Origin of the sequence: Ruegeria lacuscaerulensis, assembly GCF_013031245.1 — a bacterium.
Classification (GTDB): domain Bacteria; phylum Pseudomonadota; class Alphaproteobacteria; order Rhodobacterales; family Rhodobacteraceae; genus Ruegeria; species Ruegeria lacuscaerulensis_C.
Genome location: NZ_WPZL01000005.1, coordinates 213,077 through 228,618, shown reverse-complemented (window position 1 = coordinate 228,618; position 15,542 = coordinate 213,077). Strand labels below are relative to the sequence as shown.

Below are 15,542 nucleotides of genomic sequence, written 5' to 3'. Positions count from 1 at the left end.
CGCGTGGGGCAAAGATGGAAAAGATCGTCATTTTGACCGGGGCCGGGATTTCCGCCGAAAGCGGGCTTAGCACATTCCGCGACGAAGGCGGTCTGTGGGCGCAACACCGGATCGAAGACGTCGCCACACCCGAGGGGTTCGCCCGCGATCCTGCGCTGGTACAGGGGTTCTACAACGCCCGCCGGGTGAAAGCAGCAAAGGCACAACCCAATGCAGCGCATGAGGCTTTGGCCCGATTGCAGCGGGACTGGTCCGGCGAGGTTGTGATTGTCACACAGAATGTGGACAGCCTGCATGAGGACGGCGGGGCGGACAGCGTGATTCACATGCACGGCGCTCTGTCCGGGGCGCTCTGCGCGGCCTGCGGTCACCGCTGGACCTCGCCGCCGGAGATGGCCGTTGGTGAGCGTTGCCCTGCCTGCGCCGCACCTAGCGCCCGCCCCGACGTGGTCTGGTTCGGCGAGATGCCCTATCACATGAATACGATTTACGACCATCTGTCCGAGGCCTCGATCTTCGCCGCCATAGGCACCTCGGGTCAGGTCTACCCGGCCGCTGCCTTTGTGCATGAGGCCAGCCTGTCGGGCGCGCGGACAGTTGAACTGAACCTTGACCCTTCAACGGGCGCGTCCAGTTTTGACCAAGTCATCCTGGGGCCTGCGACAGAAACTGTCCCGCGTTGGGTGGACGGTCTGTTGGCGCAGCGCTGACGTTGGAAGCCGCAGACTCCGGCCAAATTTTTCGTTTATAGTGAAGGTGCAACAAGCCAGGAGGGCCCCATGACAGAGCCTCGGACCCCACGCGGAGAAATCCTTGATGACGGCAGCCTGGACGGCCGCGACGTGCTAGGCGATCAGCTCGCCGATCTATGGTGGACATTCCTGCTGAGGGGCGTACTGGCCGGGGCGCTTGGGATCGCGGCGCTGTTCTGGCCAACGGGCAGCATCTCGTTGTTGCTGCGACTGGTTGGCCTGTTGCTTATCTTTGACGGCGGCCTGACCCTGCTGGGTTTCGGGCGGCGTGGACTGATCGGAGGTGTCGGCATCGGTGCCCTGCTGATCGGACTGGTGTTGCTGATCTGGCCCGAGGGCGTGGCGCGGCTGACCTTTTTCCTGCTGGGCGCATGGGCGCTGATCGTCGGGATTGGATCGCTGATGGCGTGGCGCCAGATGCCGGATCAAAACCCTAACGCCGCCACCGTGCGCAATTCGGGTTTCTTGGCATTGGTGATCGGTCTGGTGCTGTTGTTCTGGCCGGGCAGTGGAATGGTAGCTTTGGGTTGGGCAATTGCATTCGGTGCGCTGGCCTTTGCTGTTGTGATGTTCTGGCTGGCTGCACGATTTAAGCGCGCCCATGACCGCGTAGCGATGCGGGTGGTCAACCGCTGATCCGTCCCGCGCAATGACAACAGGCCAGGCGAAGCCCGGCCTGACGCATGGATGACGGCCGCAAAGCGGCCCGAAGACAGGTGTTGCCTCAGTTCGAATGCGATCCGTGACCACCGGCGTCCTGACGCTCAAGATCAACCGGAATCTCGATCTCGACTTCACCCGCCTTCTCGAAAATCAAAGTAACGGGAACCTTCGAACCCTGCTCGAAAGGCGCTGTCAGGCCCATGAACATGACGTGGTCGCCACCACGCTTCAGCATGTGGGTCTCACCGGCGGGAATGACAAAACCTTCCTCGACATGAGTCATTTTGGCAACGCCGTTTTCATCGATCAGATGGGTGTGCAGTTCGACGCGCGCAGCGACATCAGATTCCACGCCGACCAACCGGTCATCGGCCTCGCCGGTGTTTTGGATCATCATAAAGGCCGCGCCAGCCTTGGCTGAATTGCCTGCGGACCGTGCATAGGCATCGTCAACGGTGATCGGGTCTTGCGCGAAAGCAGAAGTGGCAAGGGTTGCTGCTGCTAATGTCACAAGCAGTTTGGTTTTGAGGAACATAACGCCTCTCCGTATTTAGGTGTCTGATAAAATTGCAAAAAGATTTCAGACCGAAACCGGCGGCGCGCGTGCCGGCCTGCTTGGGACCGGCAGAGCAATCAGGTTGTCCGCTTTACGCATGGGGGACGGCAGGTCGATTTTTGGTGCGAGGGGCACCACGGGCGCCACCACAGAAACAGCCCCCAACAAACTCAATGCATAATCAGGACAGAAATGTGGGGCCTGAGCCGGTTGGCCCTCAGAATCCATATAGACAACCACCGGCCCGGTACCGGTGCACAGCACCATCTGACCCACAACGCTGTCCACGCCGCGAGACGCCGCTACTCCCTGCCCTGTCAGGATAACAAGCAGTGAAAGCGCTAATGGCAGAATTCTGTTCAGAAAGGGCTTCATTCCGCCCCCGATATAGGCCGGGGACAAAGCGGGCTTCAAGCGCAATCGGATACGCTTGAAACCCCGGGTCAGGATTTTAGTGTCAGCGGTCCAGTTCCGGACGTTTAACAGACCCCTTGGTCAGGCTCGTATGCAGCCGGTTCACCTGACGTTGCATCCGAACGCATGCCCCAAGGGTTTTGCCGAAAAAGGCAGTCAACAAGGAGAAAAAATCGTAGGACTTAAAAGACATGAGAGCTAACTCCGCCAGATGAATATGCTTGAACATAAAACGAGGCGCGCGCAGTGTATGTGAACAATGTCACCCAGTGTACAAATTTAATTCCATTTTGGGGACAACCAGCTTGCTGGCCAAAGAAAAGGCCCTGCACCATGGGGTACAGGGCCAAATTCATTGCAAGGAATTAGGCTTAGGCCGAGGCTTGGGCCTTGGCGATTTCCTTTTTCACTTTCAGTGCGTTGGCGGACAGCTCTTCATCCTTGGCTTTAGCCAGGAACGCGTCCAGACCACCGCGGTGGTCAACCGAACGCAGCGCAGCAGCCGAGATACGTAGCTTGACGCCACGACCCAGGGTTTCCGACTGCAGGGTGACGTCGTTCAGGTTCGGCAGAAAACGACGACGTGTTCTGTTTTTGGCGTGGCTGACATTGTTGCCAGTCATCGGGCCTTTTCCGGTCAGTTCGCAACGGCGCGACATGGTTTCTTCCTTTGTTTCTGGAGGCCGGGCATACCGCCTGCGGCCAAATCACAAGGGGCGCAACCCGAAGTCGCGCCCGAAAACTGGTTGGATGCGTGTAGTGGGAATCGCTGGAAGGGTCAAGACACGTGGCGCGAAATCTTTGTGCGTGCCTCGAATTCCATAATTGAACCTATCACCTTGCTTTGCAGCAGGGGTTTGTTGTTTTTCAGATGCCGGGTCACCAGACGGGCCTGTTGCGGCCCACGCGGAATGAACCGGACGGGATCGGCTACATGCTGTGCGTCCGCCATTTCCGGGAAGATTTCAAATATCTCACGCCGGGCCGCGGCGCCGAGCGTCTTCAGCGCCTCGGGTCCCGTGAACAGGCTTTCGGTCGGTGCGTGTTCGGCAAAAATCACCTGGTGTCGGTCGAACAGCAGGTGAAAGTACTCGATCTCGGGCACAGTCTCGTCGACGAAAATCCCGGGGAGCGCAGTCAGCTTGATCGCTGGGATCAGCACCTCGGACGCGCCGAACATGCGCTCGGCGATTCTGGATTGCACCAGCATCCGGTGTTGGCGGGAAACCAACAGGTCGCGACGAGGCAACCCTTCACCCAGTGCACCGGAAAGGATTCGCACTGGCCACAGACGGTGGTTGGCCCGCAGCGCAGCCACTTCAAAGAGGCGGCGACCAATCCAGCGGATCGGTTGAAGTCCGTGACCCAGCGTGTGGATCAAATCGCCGGTACGCAAGTTCTGGATCGGAACCAGCCCATTTTCTGCCCGGATTCGCGTATCGCGGGTGAAACAAGGCACGCCAGAGCCGTTTTCAAAGCCCCGATACGTAACCGTTGTCCCGGATGGCAGTGTGAAAGTGCCATTGGACAGGGTATAGCTGACACCGTCCTGGACCGTGATTGTTCCAAAGCTGCTGTCATTGATTACCGTGCCCACCGGCAGGTTCAGTGTATCTGTTCCACTGCCACCGCGTAAATCACCTGAGACAGTGGTGCTGCTGAAATTGAGTACATCGTCGGCGTTGCCCAGCCGAATTGTATTGACGGACGACCCGCTGACGTTGACCGTGTCCTCACCGGACCCGCCACCCACACGACCACCAACTGTGCTGTTGGTGATGGTGATCGTATCGCTGCCGCCATTACCAAGCACGACACCGGAAACCGTGCTGTTGGTGATGTCAATCGTATCATCGCCGCCCTGCCCCCGGACGTTATCGATCGGTGTCCCCTGCGGTGTCCCGTTCAGGGTCCCGTTGTTATTGGTGACATCAATATCGTCGTCACCGTTGGTGCCGTTTATGTTGGGCATTTCAGACGGTTCCCGAGCATCCTGCCAACTGCCAGACACCCGATCGTAACATCATTTTGCCTGCGGGTCAGCCCCTGGCACAACCTAAGAGTGAACCGCGACTCATAGCGGGTGCCAATCAATCATTCGACAACCAAAGATGCCAACATATGTTCTGCTGCTGCGGACGGGCTGAGCTGACCGGTGCTGACCTGTGCGCCCAGTTGCTCCATATCGGCGCGGGCTTGCGGAGTGGACAGTCGCGCCAACAGGGCCGAACGGACTTCCTGCTCGAACCAAAACTGTGCCTGCGCGGCTCGGTTGCCGTCCCAGAAACCGTTGTCGCGGCGCCACTGGGTCAGGGCCTGCATCTCGTCCCACGCCAGTTCCAGACCGTGTTCTTCGACCGCCGAGACCGTCATCGCCTTAGGAAACGCCTCGGGGTCTTGCGGGCGTTTGCGTAGCAGGCGCAAGGCACCCGCGTAATCGGCGCAGGTGCGGGTGGCGGTCGTCTTCAGATCACCGTCGGCCTTGTTCACCAGAATCATGTCCGCCATTTCCATGATTCCGCGTTTGACGCCTTGCAATTCATCGCCGCCAGCAGGGGCCAGCAACAGTAGGAAGAGATCGGACATCTCGGAAACCACAGTTTCGGACTGGCCAACACCCACGGTTTCGATGAGAACCACGTCGAACCCGGCCGCTTCGCACAGCGCGATGGCCTCGCGGGTGCGGCGGGCGACTCCGCCCAGATGGCTTTGACTGGGCGAGGGGCGGATAAAAGCGTTCCGCTCGCGGCTCAGGCGCTCCATCCGGGTTTTGTCGCCCAGAATTGACCCGCCTGATCGGGTCGAACTGGGGTCGACAGCCAGAACCGCAACACGCAGCCCCTGCCCGGTCAGCATCATACCAAAGCTCTCGATGAAGGTGGATTTACCCACGCCCGGCGTACCCGACAGACCAATGCGCAGGGACTGCCGCCCTGATTTCGCCAGATGCGCCAGCAATTCGGTCGCCTGCGCCCGGTGATCGGCACGGCCGCTTTCGACTAGAGTAATAGCACGGGCCAGCGCGCGCCGGTCCCCGTTCAATATCTTGTCACTTAGGTTGCCTACGTCCATTTTGACCCCGATCTTTTGCGGCAAGTCTAATTGCCGCCCCAGAGGGGGGTTTGTCCAGCCCGGACCGCCGGGGATTTTAACCTGACGCCTCTCATTCGCGCCCATGTGTTGCTGCCAGTCCCCTGTATCCTGACTGCCGTGAGTACGGCGGCGCGGTGATCCCGGTGACGCTAGATCGCGAGTGGCGGAACTGGACCTCTGCCAGCACTTGGCGGATAAAGCACAAATGACGACACGCCTACCCATCGACGACGTAATTCCCGAACTGCTGGAGGTACTGACGGCCTCGGGGCGGGCCGTTTTGCAGGCGCCGCCCGGCGCAGGGAAAACGACGCGGGTGCCTCTGGCGATGCTCGAGGCAGGGTTGTGCGACGGCAAAATCGTAATGCTGGAGCCGCGCAGACTGGCCGCACGGGCGGCTGCCGAGAGGATGGCCGAGACACTTGGGCAGCGCGCGGGCGAAACGGTTGGCTATCGGATGCGCGGTGAGACGAAAGTATCGAAAGCCACCCGCATCGAGGTGGTAACAGAGGGCATCCTGACTCGAATGTTGCAATCCGAGCCCGACCTTCCCGGCGTTGGCGCGGTGATTTTCGATGAATTCCACGAACGTTCTCTGAACGCCGATCTTGGGCTGGCGCTATGTCTGGAGGTGACCGGTGCCCTGCGGGATGATCTGATCCTGCTGGCAATGTCCGCGACGCTGGACGCCGAGCCGGTGGGCCGATTGATGGGCGCACCGCTGGTCACGTCTGAGGGCCGCAGCTACCCGGTTGAGACCGTCTGGCTGGACCGCCCATTGGGACCGCAGGCATGGCGCCTCGATGCGTTGACCGATCTTGTTGTCAAAGCCGAGCGCGAGACCCGCGCGACTGGTGGCGGAATACTGGTATTCCTGCCCGGCGAAGGGGAAATCCGACGAGCCGAAGGTGCGTTGGTCGGGCAATTGTCCAGCGATTGCGTAGTGCGGCCTCTGTTCGGAGCAATGCCCTTCACCGCCCAGCGCGCGGCGATTGCTCCGGTAAAGACCGGGCGCAAGGTCGTGCTGGCGACATCGATTGCCGAAACCTCACTGACCATCCCTGATATCCGCGTGGTGGTCGATATGGGGCAAGCACGCCGGGCGCGGTTTGATCCGGGTTCGGGAATGTCACGGCTGGTAACGGAACGGGTGACGCGGGCCGAAGCCACCCAGCGCGCGGGACGTGCTGGTCGTGTGGCCGAGGGTGTGTGTTACCGGCTGTGGTCGAAGGGTGAAGAGGGTGCGTTAGCCGCCTACCCCCCTGCCGAGATCGAAGCCGTCGACCTGACCGGGTTGGCGCTGGAACTGGCCTTGTGGGGCGCAGAACCGGATGATCTGGCCTTTCTGACCCCTCCGCCCGAGGGTGCAATGGCCGAGGCACGGGCCTTGCTGGCAATGCTGGGTGCGCTGGATGCCAAGGGAAGGATTACCGATCACGGGCGTGCTCTGGCGGCCCTGCCCTTGCATCCCCGTCTCGGGCATATGCTGGTGCGCGCAGGCGGCAAAGCCGCGCCGCTGGCGGCTTTGATGGCCGAACGTGACCCGCTGAAAGGTGCTCCAACGGACCTGCTGCTGCGTCTGGAAGCCTTGCGGGATGTCCGCGCCTTTCAGCGCAACCGGGTTTGGCAGGTGAATGCGGGTGCGGTGGACAGGATCAAAGCCGAGGCCAAGCGATTGCGGTCGAAAAATGGGGCTGGCGACCTGAGCCCTGCCGCAATGGCTGCGCTTGCCTATCCTGATCGGATCGGAAAGCGCCGCAAGGGCAACGTGCCGCGTTATGTACTGTCTGGCGGCAAGGGCGTAGCGCTTGACAGCGACGACACGCTGGCTGCAGCGCCTTATCTGGTGGTTACGGATACGGACGGAAACCCGCGTGAGGCGCGGGTGCGTATGGCGGTACAGATCACGGAGCGGGAAATCCGCGATCTGTTCTCGGACCAGATTGAATGGGCCGAGACTTGCGAATGGTCAAAACGCGACCGGCGGGTCGAGGCCCGGCGGCAGGAACGGTTCGGGTCGATCACTCTGGATAACCGTATCTGGAAGGACGTGCCCGATGACGCAGTCGCGCGGGCTATGCTGGACGGGGTGCGCGATCTGGGCCTGCGCCTGGATGGAGCCGCTGCACGGCTGGCAGCACGGGTTGAACTGGTGCGGGCCGAAGGGGTGGACCTGCCGGATTTCTCGAAAGACGGGCTGACGGAAACACTGGAGGATTGGCTGCTGCCCATGCTCTCAGGCGTTCGCAATGCCGATGATTGGAAGCGGTTCGATCTGTTGCCTGCATTGCGGGCAAGGCTGGACTGGGCCCAAACTCAGGAACTGAACCGTCGCGCACCGGGGGCGTTTGAAACTCCGCTGGGCCGCAAGGTGCCGATCGACTATGGTGGCGCAGTTCCCGAGATTTCGGTTCGCTTGCAAGAGTTGTTCGGCGTCACCCAACACCCAGTGGTGGGGGGCGAAGCGCTGAAAATCACCCTGCTTTCCCCCGCACAACGCCCGATCCAGATCACGCGAGACCTGCCGGGGTTCTGGGCTGGATCTTATGCTGACGTACGCAAGGACATGCGAGCGCAATACCCAAAGCATCCCTGGCCGGAAGACCCGACTCAGGCCGATCCGACATTGCGAGCTAAACGACGCAGTTAATGCTCCGCTTAACAGGTGTTTGGATGTTGACAAATATCTGAACCGCCACAGGGGGATGGATGGTGCGCGATGTTCCAACGCAGAAGCACATTGAAGTAGTCGCATTTCATTGTTATGTCACAACCTCTTGGAATACACGCGCGCAAGTGAACGATATATGATGAAATGGATGCGAAATATCTGGGAAGAGGTCGCACGACCGCTTTTCCTGCGCCCTCGCCGGGTGCAGTTTGCAGCTCTGTGCGTACGTGACACCGTCAACGGCAAAGAGGTTCTGTTGATCACCAGCCGCGATACCGGGCGCTGGGTCATCCCTAAAGGCTGGCCGATGGACGGCAAGGACGGCCCTGAAACTGCATTGGAAGAAGCCTGGGAAGAGGCCGGCGTGCAGGCAGAGCATCTGAAGCGAACGTCCATAGGCAATTTCACCTATGACAAAATACTGGATGACGGGTCGGCCCAGCAGGTTCGTACCAGCGTCTACCGCGTAAATGTAAAAGAATTGGCCGATCAATACCCCGAGGCCGATCAGCGCAAGCGGCAATGGTTCTCGCCCCAAGAGGCTGCTGATCGGGTGCAGGAACCCGAGTTGAGCGCCTTGTTGCGGCGTATCTGACAAATTTACCAAGTTTTGATGGCTGTCAGGTTGCTTTATGCTGCGGAAGCCGATAGGTGCGCCTGTCAAACAAAACAGCCTCACTGAACACCCTATGTCGGACACGAACGTAAAATCCCGCTGGCAAGCCCTGGACAGCGACCTGCACCGTATTTCGCGTGTTGAGAACGCGAATGCCCATGTAGCGCGCCCTTTGCTGGCTCCCGGAATTGCGCTGGCGTTTATTGCCCTGGCCGGACTGTCCGCAGCAGTGTTTTTCGGGCAGGCGGACGGTGGATTGATCATTGTCGCCGCTGCGGCCTTTGGGGCCTATATGGCGATCAATATTGGAGCCAACGACGTGGCCAACAACATGGGCCCGGCCGTTGGTGCCAATGCCCTGACCATGGGCGGTGCCATCGTAATTGCAGCCATTGCGGAAAGCGCGGGTGCGCTGCTTGCTGGTGGCGATGTGGTCTCGACCATCTCCAAGGGGATTATCGATCCGGCTTCGGTGCAGAACAGCAATGTGTTTATCTGGGCGATGATGGCGGCCCTGATTTCTTCGGCGATGTGGGTCAACCTTGCGACATGGGTTGGCGCGCCGGTGTCAACGACACACTCGGTTGTGGGTGGCGTGATGGGCGCGGGTATCGCTGCCGCAGGTCTGAGCGCCGTAAGCTGGGGCACGATGAGCGCGATTGCGGCCAGCTGGGTGATCTCACCGGTTCTGGGTGGAGTGATCGCAGCCGGGTTTCTGGCGCTGATCAAGACGAAAATCCAGTATCAGGACGATAAGATTGCAGCCGCGCGGCGGTGGGTTCCAATTCTTGTGGCAATGATGGCCGGGGCATTTGCCACCTACCTGGCGGTCAAAGGACTAAAGCGGATCGTGAAAATCGAGCTTGAAATGGCTCTTCTGATCGGCCTCGCCTCGGGTCTGCTTGTCTGGTCCGTGACCGTGCCATGGGTGCGGCGCAAGTCCGAAGGGCTGGAAAATCGAACGAAATCGCTGAAAACGCTGTTCGGGCTGCCTCTGGTCGTATCAGCTGCCTTTCTTAGCTTCGCCCATGGTGCCAACGACGTAGCCAACGCGGTTGGGCCGCTGGCGGCAATCGTACATGCGGCGGAGTTTGGCGATTTCGCCTCAAAAGTGTCAATTCCAACCTGGGTTATGGTTATTGGAGCCTTCGGGATTTCCTTTGGTCTGTTCCTGTTCGGCCCCAAACTGATCCGGATGGTGGGTAGCCAGATCACCAAGCTGAACCCGATGCGCGCCTTCTGCGTCGCGCTGTCTGCGGCGATTACAGTAATCGTTGCCAGTTGGCTGGGCCTGCCGGTCAGTTCGACCCATATTGCAGTGGGCGCGGTTTTCGGCGTTGGGTTCTACCGCGAATGGCACTCGGATCGCCGCTGGAAACAGTCGAACCAACGGCGCCCGGCTGAACAGCGGCTGGCCCGCGAAGAGCATCAGCGTCGTAAACTGGTGCGCCGGTCGCATTTCATGACCATTGTGGCGGCCTGGGTTATTACCGTACCGGCAGCCGCAGTTATGTCGGGGGCGATTTTCTGGGTGCTGACCGCCTTTAACTAAGCCCCGGTCACTGGGCGACCCGATCTGGTGGTAGCGGTGGTTTTGCCCCCTGTTCGATCAGAGCGTGGACCCGCGCGCAGAGAGGGGTTGGTACGCCTGACTGTGCGCCCAGGCGAATGATCTCTCCTTGCAGTCTGTCGATCTCGGTCGGACGATCCGCCATCAGGTCATAGGCCATGGACGTGCGCGCACTGGCATCAATGGTCAGCATGCGCGCTGCGATGCGGGTAAAGATCGGCGTCGGCAGGCGCAGAATATGCGGTGTCATCCACGCCGGTAGTGGTGTGGTCGAGGCAACCGGATGACCTGCCGCCTTGAGAACGGCCAGAGCTTCGGCCATTTGGTCCGCCATCAGGCGACGCCAGTTACGATCGAGCAGTTGTTCTTTCAGTGTCAGACCGGACAACGCGTTCAGAGCGTTGTTGAGGTTGATCACCAGCTTGCCCCATTGGACCGCCTCTATGTCATCGCTTTCAACGACGGGCATATCAGGACTGCTGAGTGCCTGACCCAGTCCGCCGGGACCGCTTTGGATGACGATTTCTCCGGACGTGGCCCGGTGAAAACTGGCCGTTTGAGAGGGCACAACGTTGAAGGGAACCATCCCGGCGCGCACATCGTTGTTCGGCAGGGCCACGCGCAGGGTACGGGCATTATCCATGCCATTTTGCCACGACAGGACGGGCACGGAAGCTGGCGTGTACTGTGCTATCTGAGAGGCCAAACTTTCGGTTGCTCTGGCCTTAACGGTCACAATAACCGCGTCAGCCTCGGCCAGGCCAATTGCGTCTTCGGTCAAAGTGAGATCAGCAGCCGCAACATGGCGACGAAGGCCCGAGAAATCCGTGACCGTCAGCCCCTTTTCTCGGATCGGGTCCAAAATGCGCGAGCGACCCAGCAGGGTAACCTCATGCCCGGCATCGGCCAGCAAAGCCCCGCAATAACACCCGATACTGCCTGCACCAGCGATCACGATCTTCATTGCGGCCCTCCTTCGATTGAAGGATTGCCGGGATCGGGGATGCGGACAAGACCCTCTTACGTTTAGTCAGCGCGCAAGTCTGGGACGCGTGCGTTCCAACTCTGCCGAGATCGGAATGAACTCCTGATCATCGCCCGGCGGCAGGTGGAATGCACCATTGGTCCAGTCAGCGGTTTTCCATTCGCGTGTCGCGGCTTCGATCTTTTCCTTCGAGGACGACACAAAGTTCCACCAAATATAGCGATCCCCGTTCAGCGTCGCTCCGCCCAAAAGCATCAGGCGCGCACCTGATAGACCGGCCTTGACCGAAAGATGGTCACCGGGGCGGAACACCATCATGCGCCCCTCCTCGAACGTGTCACCGGCAATCTCAACCGTACCTTGCGTGACATAGACACCTCGGTCCTCATGGTCATCAGGCAGCGGGAAGGACGCACCGGGGTTGAGTTGCACGTCGAGATAGAAAGTTTCTGACAACATGGTCACCGGACTGGATTCGCCATATGCCGATCCAAGGATCAGCCGTGCGCTGACGCCAATGTCTTCGATATGTGGCAGTGCGCCCTGTTTGTGGTGTTCGAAATCGGGGGCCATATCCTCATGCGATTCGGGCAGCGCAATCCAGGTCTGGATGCCGAAAAGGCTGTGTTTCTTGTCGCGGGTCTCATCACTGGTGCGCTCGGAGTGGGTCACGCCACGACCTGCGACCATCCAGTTGACCTCGCCGGGATAAATCATCTGATGAGTGCCGAGGCTATCGCGATGTTCAAACTCACCCTGATAGAGATACGTCACTGTGCCGAGGCCGATATGGGGGTGCGGTCGGACGTCGATACCGCCGTCTGTAATGAATTCGGCAGGACCCATCTGGTCGAAGAATATGAACGGCCCAACCAACTGACGTTTGACCGAGGGCAGCGCGCGGCGTACTTCGAAACCGCCCAAATCGCGGGCACGGGGGATGATCAGCGTCTCAAGCGCCGCCTCTTCGGAAACACATTCGGGGCTGTGGGTGGGATTCCAGCTCATACCTATTCTCCGCTCTTCAGGGCCTTCGGTTCACTGATGCAGGATATAGGGCAATTTTCTCCTATTAAACTTGCAACAACGCACATAAAACGTGCGGGTTGAGGGTCTTTTACCCTAAGAGTTTTCACGCGGCCAAAGCTGCGGGAAAAACGCCCCGTCAATGCGGTCGCCTTCGCGATAACCCGCTGCCTCGAACTGAGCGCGCTCGTTTATGGCCCAATCACCGCGGTACCGGATGATCCCATCCGGCGCGGTCATCCTGAGGGTAAAGCGGCGCACGGTTTCGGACGGTGTGACCGACGAAAGCCCTCCGTGCAGCGTGCGCATATCGAAAAAGATGCAGTCGCCAAGGTCCATATCCCATTGCAGCAGTTCATAGGCATCTGGATCTGCATTGATATCGGGCGGCGGATGATAGGTAAGACCCGCAACCTTGGTCGGTTCGTAGCTGGGATGCCCGTCAGCAAATCGTACCCGCATGAACAACTTGTCCCAAAGGTGAGAGCCTTTCACGAATGCAATGCCATTTTCCTTGCTGACCGGCTCCAGCGGCAGCCAGAGCACACACATTGTACCTTCGAAGTCGAAGTAAGAGAGATCCTGATGGAAAGGCGGGCGAGACATCGATCCGGCCTCGCGCAGGAACCAGTTGTCCATGACAAGGTTGATCAAAGGCGCGTCAAGAAGTTGGGCTGCAAGCGGCGCGCAGGGCGAATTATGAACAAAATCCGAGAATTGCGGAATTTTACTCCAGGCCCAGTAATCTTCGAAATAGGCCGGAGCGTGTGGATCTTTGGTGTGGCGTGTAAAATTCCCGGTCGGATTATCCAGATCCGCGTCAATGCCATCCCGCAACAGCGACAGCCACTCGGCAGAGAACTTGGAACGTAGAACAACGGCTCCGTCACGCCGGAAGGCATGAATTTCGTCAGAGGAGACAGGGCTTTCGGAGATCATCATTCAGGCTTTCCCGGCTCGAGTACACGAGTTTCAGGATTGCAGCCGATATACACGGCGTCAAAAGAATTCAAAATTTACCCGGATCACCCGCATGTAATCTCGGAAATTGAGCCAATCGTGCTATCATTGAAAAAGCAATGCTTCCGCCCTTGGGCAGGGAGTTGGTTTTGCGCTATTTCGGGGAGGTATTCATGGCTGATGCATCTCTCTCTCGTCGCTCATTGATTGTCACTGGCGGCGCGGCCCTTGCTACAGGGGCAACCGGACTACTGGTGCCTGCGCGCGCTAATAGCCTTGCGCCCACGCCTTCAATGCGAGGCGGGTCTAACAATTATCGGCCCGGCGCACCGATCGTGGACCGTATCGGTGGCGGAGGGTTCTGGATGACCGGCACTGTTCGGCGTGCGGGTGACGGCGCCCCCCTGCCCGGTCAGCGCATCCAGATCTGGGCACATACGACCGAAGGGCACGAGCGTGACCCGCAAAGCCACGGGGCCACTTTAACCGATGCCAATGGAAAATTCCGGCTGGAAATGCCGCAGATCGTGCCTGCCTTCGGTCAGCCACACGGGCATCTGGCCTATGACAGCGGCGAGTTCGAGACGGTGTTCCTGCGGCCGATTATGTCGAGTTCAAAAGACAAAACCCTGGCCGCGCATTTTGTGCTGCAGCCCGCGTGACCATCTGTGAGGCGAACTGTACTTGTCTGGATAGCCCTGATCACCGCCATCACAGTACCGTTGGTCGCGTCGGCGGCAAGCCCTTTGCTGGCATGGCGCCAACCGGTTTACATCCTCGCTGGGTTTGCGGGGAATCTGGGAATGGGCCTTCTGTTGATGCAGCCTCTGTTGGCCGCAAAGGACTTGCCAGGACTATCGCCGATGACCAGCCGGAGATTGCATCGCTGGGTCGGCCTGTCGCTGGTGACGGCCATTCTGATCCATGTTGGCGGATTGTGGATTACCAGCCCACCTGACGTTATTGACGCCCTGCTGTTCGTGTCCCCAACGCCGTTTTCTGCATGGGGTGTCACCGCCATGTGGGCGGCGTTTGCAGCGGTCTTACTGGGCCTGTTTCGGCAACGCCTGAATGTGCGATTTCGGATCTGGCGATTGGGTCATACGGGACTGGCCGCTGTGACCATTCTCGGCAGTGTCGTGCACGCCATGCTGATTGAGGGCACAATGGAAATCATGACCAAGACCGCTCTGTGTGCACTGGTCTTATTGGCGAGCGCCCGGACGCTCGCCAAGATGCGTGTATGGGAAGTTCGGCGTCGTGCTTAGACGCCCAGACACCAGCGCATCACGGCCTTTTGCGCGTGCAGGCGGTTCTCGGCCTCATCGAAGATGACCGAGTTGGGCCCGTCCATGACCTCGGATGTCGCCTCTTCCTCGCGGTGCGCGGGCAGGCAGTGCATGAACAGCGCGTCGGATTTGGCGTGGGACATCAACTCGGTATTGACCTGATAGGGGCGCAGCAGGTTGTGGCGGCGTTCCTTGGCCGACTGGGAATCGTGCATCGAAACCCAGGTGTCGGCGACCACCAGATCCGCGCCTTCGACGGCTTTGAAGGGATCACGCTCGACCACGATTTTCGAACCCTTCTGCCGGGCGAAGCCCATGAACTCTTCCTCGGGGTCGAATTGGGCCGGGCCGGTGAAAGTCAGGTCGAACCCGAACTGGCCCGCCGCGTGCAGGAATGAGGCGCAAACGTTGTTGCCGTCACCAGTCCAGACCACCTTTTTGCCCGCGATGGGGCCGCGATGTTCTTCAAAGGTCAACACGTCCGCCATGATCTGACAGGGATGGGTGCGGTCGGTCAGGCCGTTGATGACGGGTACGTCGGAGTATTCCGACATCTCGGTCAGGATGGTCTCGTCAAAGGTCCGGATCATGATCATGTCGACGTAGCGCGACAAGACACGAGCGGTGTCGGCGATGGTTTCGCCGTGGCCCAGCTGCATGTCCTTTCCTGACAGCACCATGGTCTGCCCGCCCATCTGGCGCACGCCCACATCAAAGGACACGCGCGTGCGGGTCGAGGGCTTTTCGAAGATCAGCGCCACCATGCGGTCTTTAAGCGGCTGCTCGTCGTCGAGGGCAGCTTTGGGACGACCAAGGCGTGCTTGTTTCATTGCGTTGGCCTGGTCGATCATGGACCGCAGCTCGGCGGCATCGGTTTTGTGGATATCGAGGAAGTGGTTCATATCGTTTCGCTTTTGGCTATCGACGGCCGGGGGCGCTGCCCCCGG

16 protein-coding genes are annotated in these 15,542 nt (G+C 59.6%); 7 read left to right on the top strand and 9 right to left on the bottom strand.

Going from position 1 to position 15,542, the window contains the following annotated elements:
• The first annotated feature begins 14 nt into the window (after positions 1-14).
• Positions 15-710: an NAD-dependent deacylase gene (locus tag GOX66_RS09290; protein WP_170761859.1), complete on the top strand. Its 696-nt coding sequence runs from the start codon at positions 15-17 to the stop codon at positions 708-710.
• A 69-nt stretch (positions 711-779) separates the two neighbouring features.
• Positions 780-1,388 (top strand): HdeD family acid-resistance protein, encoded by a 609-nt coding sequence (locus tag GOX66_RS09285; protein WP_170761857.1) that lies wholly within the window; start codon positions 780-782, stop codon positions 1,386-1,388.
• An 88-nt stretch (positions 1,389-1,476) separates the two neighbouring features.
• Here the strand turns inward: GOX66_RS09285 and GOX66_RS09280 are convergent, their stop codons facing one another.
• The 5 genes from GOX66_RS09280 to meaB all read right to left on the bottom strand — a co-directional run bounded on the left by GOX66_RS09280 (position 1,477) and on the right by meaB (position 5,457).
• The gene (locus tag GOX66_RS09280) at positions 1,477-1,950 is read right to left on the bottom strand and encodes a copper chaperone PCu(A)C (protein WP_170761854.1); all 474 of its coding nucleotides are present in this window, start codon (positions 1,948-1,950) and stop codon (positions 1,477-1,479) included.
• Between the two features lie 45 nt (positions 1,951-1,995).
• Positions 1,996-2,346, bottom strand: coding sequence for a hypothetical protein (locus GOX66_RS09275; RefSeq protein WP_170761852.1), 351 nt, complete (start codon positions 2,344-2,346; stop codon positions 1,996-1,998).
• A gap of 410 nt (positions 2,347-2,756) precedes the next feature.
• Positions 2,757-3,044 (bottom strand): 50S ribosomal protein L28, encoded by a 288-nt coding sequence (gene rpmB, locus GOX66_RS09270; protein WP_039532366.1) that lies wholly within the window; start codon positions 3,042-3,044, stop codon positions 2,757-2,759.
• Between the two features lie 119 nt (positions 3,045-3,163).
• On the bottom strand, positions 3,164-4,357 hold the full coding sequence (locus GOX66_RS09265; RefSeq protein WP_170761850.1) for a Hint domain-containing protein: 1,194 nt from the start codon (positions 4,355-4,357) through the stop codon (positions 3,164-3,166).
• A 122-nt stretch (positions 4,358-4,479) separates the two neighbouring features.
• Positions 4,480-5,457, bottom strand: a complete 978-nt coding sequence (gene meaB, locus GOX66_RS09260) for a methylmalonyl Co-A mutase-associated GTPase MeaB (protein ID WP_170761848.1) — start codon at positions 5,455-5,457, stop codon at positions 4,480-4,482.
• A 226-nt stretch (positions 5,458-5,683) separates the two neighbouring features.
• On the opposite strand from meaB, the gene hrpB reads away from it, so the two are divergent.
• The 3 genes from hrpB to GOX66_RS09245 all read left to right on the top strand — a co-directional run bounded on the left by hrpB (position 5,684) and on the right by GOX66_RS09245 (position 10,317).
• Complete coding sequence (gene hrpB, locus GOX66_RS09255) at positions 5,684-8,128, top strand: ATP-dependent helicase HrpB (protein WP_170761846.1); 2,445 nt, start codon at positions 5,684-5,686, stop codon at positions 8,126-8,128.
• 157 nt (positions 8,129-8,285) lie between these two features.
• Positions 8,286-8,744: an NUDIX hydrolase gene (locus GOX66_RS09250; RefSeq protein WP_170761844.1), complete on the top strand. Its 459-nt coding sequence runs from the start codon at positions 8,286-8,288 to the stop codon at positions 8,742-8,744.
• Between the two features lie 94 nt (positions 8,745-8,838).
• Entirely contained in the window at positions 8,839-10,317 is a 1,479-nt protein-coding gene (locus tag GOX66_RS09245) for an inorganic phosphate transporter (protein WP_170761842.1), read from the top strand.
• Between the two features lie 7 nt (positions 10,318-10,324).
• Here GOX66_RS09245 and GOX66_RS09240 read toward each other — a convergent pair whose 3' ends face one another.
• The 3 genes from GOX66_RS09240 to GOX66_RS09230 form a co-directional block, all read right to left on the bottom strand.
• Positions 10,325-11,299 (bottom strand): 2-dehydropantoate 2-reductase, encoded by a 975-nt coding sequence (locus tag GOX66_RS09240; RefSeq protein WP_170761840.1) that lies wholly within the window; start codon positions 11,297-11,299, stop codon positions 10,325-10,327.
• A gap of 66 nt (positions 11,300-11,365) precedes the next feature.
• Positions 11,366-12,328, bottom strand: a complete 963-nt coding sequence (locus GOX66_RS09235; protein ID WP_170761838.1) for a pirin family protein — start codon at positions 12,326-12,328, stop codon at positions 11,366-11,368.
• Between the two features lie 114 nt (positions 12,329-12,442).
• Entirely contained in the window at positions 12,443-13,288 is an 846-nt protein-coding gene (locus GOX66_RS09230) for a phytanoyl-CoA dioxygenase family protein (RefSeq protein WP_214652596.1), read from the bottom strand.
• 191 nt (positions 13,289-13,479) lie between these two features.
• Between GOX66_RS09230 and GOX66_RS09225 the strand changes: the two genes are divergently transcribed.
• On the top strand, positions 13,480-13,968 hold the full coding sequence (locus GOX66_RS09225; protein ID WP_170761836.1) for a peptidase associated/transthyretin-like domain-containing protein: 489 nt from the start codon (positions 13,480-13,482) through the stop codon (positions 13,966-13,968).
• A gap of 6 nt (positions 13,969-13,974) precedes the next feature.
• On the top strand, positions 13,975-14,574 hold the full coding sequence (locus GOX66_RS09220) for a ferric reductase-like transmembrane domain-containing protein (protein WP_170761834.1): 600 nt from the start codon (positions 13,975-13,977) through the stop codon (positions 14,572-14,574).
• Here GOX66_RS09220 and argF read toward each other — a convergent pair.
• Positions 14,571-15,497, bottom strand: a complete 927-nt coding sequence (gene argF / locus GOX66_RS09215; RefSeq protein ID WP_170761831.1) for an ornithine carbamoyltransferase — start codon at positions 15,495-15,497, stop codon at positions 14,571-14,573. The two genes, GOX66_RS09220 and argF, sit on opposite strands and share 4 nt — an antisense overlap.
• Between the last annotated feature and the right edge of the window lie 45 nt (positions 15,498-15,542).